Source organism: Legionella drozanskii LLAP-1 (assembly GCF_001467585.1).
In the GTDB taxonomy this organism is placed as follows: domain Bacteria; phylum Pseudomonadota; class Gammaproteobacteria; order Legionellales; family Legionellaceae; genus Tatlockia; species Tatlockia drozanskii.
This window is the reverse complement of record NZ_LNXY01000002.1, coordinates 1-5432: the sequence shown is the minus strand read 5'-3', so window position 1 is coordinate 5432 and position 5432 is coordinate 1. Positions and strand designations below refer to the sequence as shown.

The following is a 5432-nucleotide window of genomic DNA, read 5'->3' as shown; positions in this document are numbered from 1 at the left end:
ATTGGACAATTACTATTATTGGTTATGCCTGCAATTTATTAGCAGTTCCATTGTTAGCGCTAGCTGGTCATTGGGGTTTTGTCGCAAAAAATTTCATAATCTGTTAGATTTGCCGAATATTTCTGGAGCCTGGCAGATGATCAGTTTCAAGTGGAAGCATTTTAAGCAGGATATTATATTGATGTTAGTAAGGTGTTATCTTGCCTATGCCCTGAGTTATCGTGATGTTGAGGAGCTTGCTCTGGAGCGAGGACTGAAAGTGGACCATTCTACCATCCATCGCTGGGTCATTGAGTATTCTCCAAAACTGGAAGAATCCTTTCGCAGACGTTACAAACGCCAAACAGGTGGTTCATGGCGCATGGATGAAACATATATAAAGATAAAGGGTCAATGGATGTATCTGTATCGTGCAGTTGATAAGGAAGGTAATACGGTTGATTTCATGCTGTCAGAAAAGCGTGATGAGCCGGCAGCAAGGGCATTTTTCCTGAAGGCCATTGGTTCAAATGGGGCTCCTCATACAGTAACCAAGGATAAAAGTGGTGCCAACAAAGCAGGTATTGATACTATCAACCTCCGTCTGGCGCTGCTCTTCATGATAGGTGGGTTGTTCCTCCAGATTAATGTCAGACAGGTCAAATACCTCAACAATATCGTGGAACAGGATCATCGATTTATCAAGAAAGTCACAAAACCCATGAAGGGGTTTAAAGCCTTTCACTCGGCTGAAGCGACACTTTCAGGCATTGAACTCCATCATATGCTTCGAAAAGAACAGCATCTGAAAGCAGAAAACCAGTCCCTCTTTGATCAGTTTTATGGACTCGCGGCATAAACCCGCCCAGCATTTCTCCGGTTTTCACCTGCATTTATTTTTGCGACAAAACCCGGAACCGTATGTACGGGGGTCTGAAAGCCGAATCTGGGAGACTGGATTTGGCTATCCGATATCAACAAAGGCAATTCGGAGTCAATCCAAATTAGCATACCCTTAATTAAATCTTAATATTACTTTGGTAAAGTTTATACAATCTGTAAAATATTCCTCAGGTTGCACTATGTACTCTAAAGTTGAAAAGCAAGATGCAAATCTAACTAAGTTCTTACAAAGAAAACACTTAGATACCCAACTCTTTGAGTCCACGGACGGTGGAGTTTCAATTGATTCACCAATCGAAGCTCATTCAGGTTGGGCATTTAGACATATTTACAGCGTAGCCTACAATGGAAGTAAAACTCAGGGACTAAGCCGAGTTCACCATGGTATTCAACATGTTAATCGCGCTTGTATGTATGTACCCGTTATCGCCAATCTTTATAGAAAACATGGGGATAAAGAAGCATTAGCATTAACGCCTGAACTGCTAAAACTCATTCAAATTGCGGTGATTTTTCATGATTCGGCAAGAGAAGGGGAAGAAAAAGATTTTTGGGATTTGGAAAGTGCCTTATTCATTTTTAATTACTTTACAAAAATTCTAAAAGTAAACCCAACTACTGCAACAATGATAGCAGAGGCTATGGCGAATAAGGATCATGGAGCAGATAATCATTATGTAGAACATCGTCTGGTTCAATCCAACTCTGGAATAACTTGGGTTTCTAAAGGTTTAACACAGCCTAGAGAAAAAAATATTTATCAAAAATTAATACATGATGCTGATTGTCTGGATATCATTCGTGCTCGTAATCACTTTGATGCAACTTATTTAGATTTTTACCAGGATATTGCTAAGAATAATGAATTAGCCTTTGAGGAAATGGCTAAATTAATAAGCGAGGCCAGAAGTATCATTGACCTGCAAGGAGACAGCCGGAACCAACTAAACAATAAGGTTAAAACCTTGTATGAATGTGAGAACGGCTATAAGCGCTCGACAGAAACCATCAATGATGAGAGACATCCATTGATGTATAAACTGCATGAAAGGCTACTCTCCGAGGAGGAGCTATCTCGGTTACCAGAACAACAATTATTAGACAAATCGTCAGTAGTTTATAATCCGGAAAATGGAGCGACAGCAGAAAATTTAAAAGTGGCCATGGATGAGGGAAAACTTTTTGCTCGCGGTATAGGATTTCCTTCTGCAACATTTACTGAGAGTAAACGCAAAAACCGCAAAGAATCTCTAGCTGATTTGGAATTACGAAAGGTATTGCGTCGCCCTGGTATCGCAACTCAGACATTAAAACAAGCAAAGCGTAACGTAAAAGATGGTAATCCTTTTCGTTCTATGACAATGATAGGAACGTCATCTTTGTATGCAGGAGCTGGATTTCTAAGTTTAGCCAATCTAGATCAGGTTCAAGAAATTTATCTAACTGATGCGAATACCGGCCGCGGAAAAAAGCTAAGAGATCAGAATCAAGCGCTTTCTGAAGAAGGAAAAATAGAAAAATTGGCAGCCTTGCACCGAAATCAAAAAATGGGTGGCTCTTCCCGTGCGCTAGCAGGCTATGTGGATACCCATAATGAGGTTCTTTACCACCCAAGAAAGTATGATGCAATTTTCTATACCCCCGATCAAGCTGGATTAGATAAAATGGGTTTGGGTGCAAGTAAAAAGAACAGGTTCCTATCGCCTCTGCTCCAGGCTATTTATCTACAAAATGCCTACGCAGTTGCTGCTAAGGTATTTAATGATAAATGCAGACGGCTTGGAAAAGAAGAATACCTCATAGAAGAATGGCTTCCCATTTACGAATATTCAGGAAAACATAATTATATTCGCCCTGCCCCTGAAATTAAAGAAGAAGACGTTATTGCTATGTGGAAAGAGCTGACTCTCATTTTTATGAAGAATATACTTAAAAAGAGGTGCGGCTATGGCAAACTAAAAGCGATGACCATCGATAATATTAAAACCCTGAGTATCTACCAAACTCTAACAATGTGCATAGGTAGCCAATTAACTAACCATCCTGCTGATAATAATTACTCTCATAAGCTACAAAATCAAATAGACACTGTCATTTTGGCAAAGAAAGAACAACTATTATTCGAAAAGGTCCAATATATACGAAAAAAGATAAAACAGGATCCAAATACCTTGTTAACCAAGGAAGTCTTCTTTGTTTTACTTAACGAACCAATAATTAGGGAAGAATTTAAAAAAGAAATTAGCCAATTGATTGCTGAACAATTAGTGGATCCCCGTACTTTTTTTAATAATTTGGATCCAACCGCTTTTGCTTTTGATAATACCTATCTCTATAACAATTATCTATTAGAGGATAAAGAAGGGGCTATTAACACAAATCCCTTCACCATAAAAGAATACTATAAGTACTCATCAATAAGGCTTTATGAACTTGCAAAGAGACTCGATCTTCCCGAAGCCATACAAATCAGAGAGGCTGCTAGCACTTATGCCATAGATTTTGATATGAAACATGCCATACGATACAACATGCCATTCCGTATTATTTTTGATATATATCAAGTAAAGAAAGAAACAAAAGAAGAAAAGACGGAACAGTATAAAAATAGGGTTAGTCAGCCCAAAAAAGTCAATTTACGGGAAAAAGTCCTTGCGGTTGGAGAAAATAATAATCCGCTGCTCGCGAGATTAAATCGACAAATTCAGCCAGCAGAATTAGCTGACCCACAGTTAATCAGCCCCCCAAAGAGTAAGAGCTTATATCAAGTTTTTGTGGAGAACTTAGGTCAAGAAAAGATGGATCACGATCCCATTTTCACAAAAACTCTACTTAAGACTAGAATGACACCTGGAGTAGCTATCATAAAAGATTTAACAGCGATAAATTCATTCTATTGCCAAAAAATTATGGATACTCGTTATTCATCTGAGAAAGTAAAGAGAGAATTAGATTTATTTTATCAGGATGCCTTGGACATCCGTCTTTCTGACAACCCTTCAAAACAACAGATGATTGATTCTGCCCATAAACATTTCCAACATCGTGATAGTAAGGCAAGAATTTTAGCGGATGCTTTGATGGTGATTTCTTCTTTGTTTGGTGTAGGACTTCTAGTTGTTGCAGGTCGTGTCTTAAGTGGACGAACGCTCTTTTTCAGTAAAGCGCCTACTGCACGTGAAACTGAGCTTAGGAATTCTCTTCAAATGGGCTGAAGTAATGAACGGCCAACCGGAGGCTTGAAGGTTATTGCAATCTCTTAACACTAATGTTGAGAAAGTGTCTAATCTTGACCTAGTTGATAAATAATTATTCTTAATTAATTTAAAAGAGGTTATGAGTAGTTTGTTCTAATTTAAACTTCATTGCTCTTTTATGTATACAATTTTTATGCCAACTAGGGAGATTATAAAAAAAATTAAAACACATATTGCATGGAACATGTATGAATTTGCACAAGACCCTTTTTCGCTAAGATCCCGGCCGGAAGTCTAAACATCTTAAAGAAGATTTGTCGATGATGGCTACAGTGACGAAAGATTGATGTTAAATTCAAGTTCTAACTCATAATCTTATGGACAGAAGGGTTATAATTTTTAATCATATACATTTTTACGATGACCCACCTGAACTACTAAGATTATGAAGTTATTGTCTTCAATCTTGGCTAGAATCCGATAATCGCCGACTCGATAACACCAAAGACCTATAAGATCACCGGTTAATGGTTTGCCAGAAAAACGCGGATCATCAGAGGGCATAATTTTTCTTTAAGAAAGGTTAAAATTCGTTTTTGTGCTGTATGCCCAAGCTTTCTTAGATCTTTTTCTACATCTGCATCAAACTCAATCTTCCAAGTCAAGGCGACGCTCCATTTCCTCAAGAGTTAAGCGCGGATTTTTTTTTTCAAGTCTTGAAAGGGCAAGAAGGCGTTCTTCATACTCATCTAAGAAATCTTCAATAGCTTGTTTAACATAATAACTTTTGGGGCGATGAGTTTGCTTGGCTAGTTCCGATAAACGTTCCTCAAGCTTATCGGGTAAACGAACTGCTAACATGATAGCTCCTCAATAAATATGTATTACAAGTAGTATAAGTATAACATGAACTACATCTTATGCGTATTAATTATTTGTTTTAATAAAGTGTTTGGGCTAGATAACGTACCTTATCCATCACAAACAGGGTATAATGAGGAAAAAACAAAAAAGGTACCCTATGAATTTCCTGGATCACGAAAATCCAAAAAATCGAAAGTTTGTGATAGATAAGATTTTTCATCCTTTAGATGTTCATTTTGACACCAATTCACTTTCTGCATGGCTGTCTTATTATTACTCAGTGCATGTCAAAGGGGCTCCTGAGAAAACAGAAAGCGCTAAAAAGAATGACCTCTCCAAATTTGTTCATTTCTTCCAATCGGAAGTAGGGCATGACTTGGTTGATAATTGGACGCCAGCTGTTAGCAAACAATTTCAGAAAAACTTATGTAAAACTATTTCTGATAAAACGGGTAAACCTTATAAAGCAACTTCCATCAACCGGACTAT

Annotated in this window: 4 protein-coding genes and 1 pseudogene; 3 read left to right on the top strand and 2 right to left on the bottom strand. The window is 37.8% G+C overall.

What is annotated here, in order from left to right:
* The first annotated feature begins 136 nt into the window (after window positions 1-136).
* Both Ldro_RS01125 and Ldro_RS01120 read left to right on the top strand, forming a co-directional pair.
* Complete coding sequence (locus Ldro_RS01125) at window positions 137-838, top strand: IS6 family transposase (RefSeq protein ID WP_058494588.1); 702 nt, start codon at window positions 137-139, stop codon at window positions 836-838.
* A gap of 223 nt (window positions 839-1061) precedes the next feature.
* Window positions 1062-4097: a SidE phosphodiesterase domain-containing protein gene (locus Ldro_RS01120; protein ID WP_058494587.1), complete on the top strand. Its 3036-nt coding sequence runs from the start codon at window positions 1062-1064 to the stop codon at window positions 4095-4097.
* A gap of 381 nt (window positions 4098-4478) precedes the next feature.
* Here the strand turns inward: Ldro_RS01120 and Ldro_RS16635 are convergent, their stop codons facing one another.
* On the bottom strand, window positions 4479-4643 hold the full coding sequence (locus Ldro_RS16635) for a type II toxin-antitoxin system RelE family toxin (RefSeq protein ID WP_202972518.1): 165 nt from the start codon (window positions 4641-4643) through the stop codon (window positions 4479-4481).
* Window positions 4644-4727: 84 nt separating this feature from the next.
* On the bottom strand, window positions 4728-4940 hold the full coding sequence (gene relB, locus Ldro_RS01110) for a type II toxin-antitoxin system RelB family antitoxin (protein WP_058494586.1): 213 nt from the start codon (window positions 4938-4940) through the stop codon (window positions 4728-4730).
* A gap of 160 nt (window positions 4941-5100) precedes the next feature.
* Here relB and Ldro_RS01105 point away from each other — a divergent pair.
* Window positions 5101-5432: pseudogene (locus Ldro_RS01105) on the top strand (tyrosine-type recombinase/integrase); the annotation flags it as partial.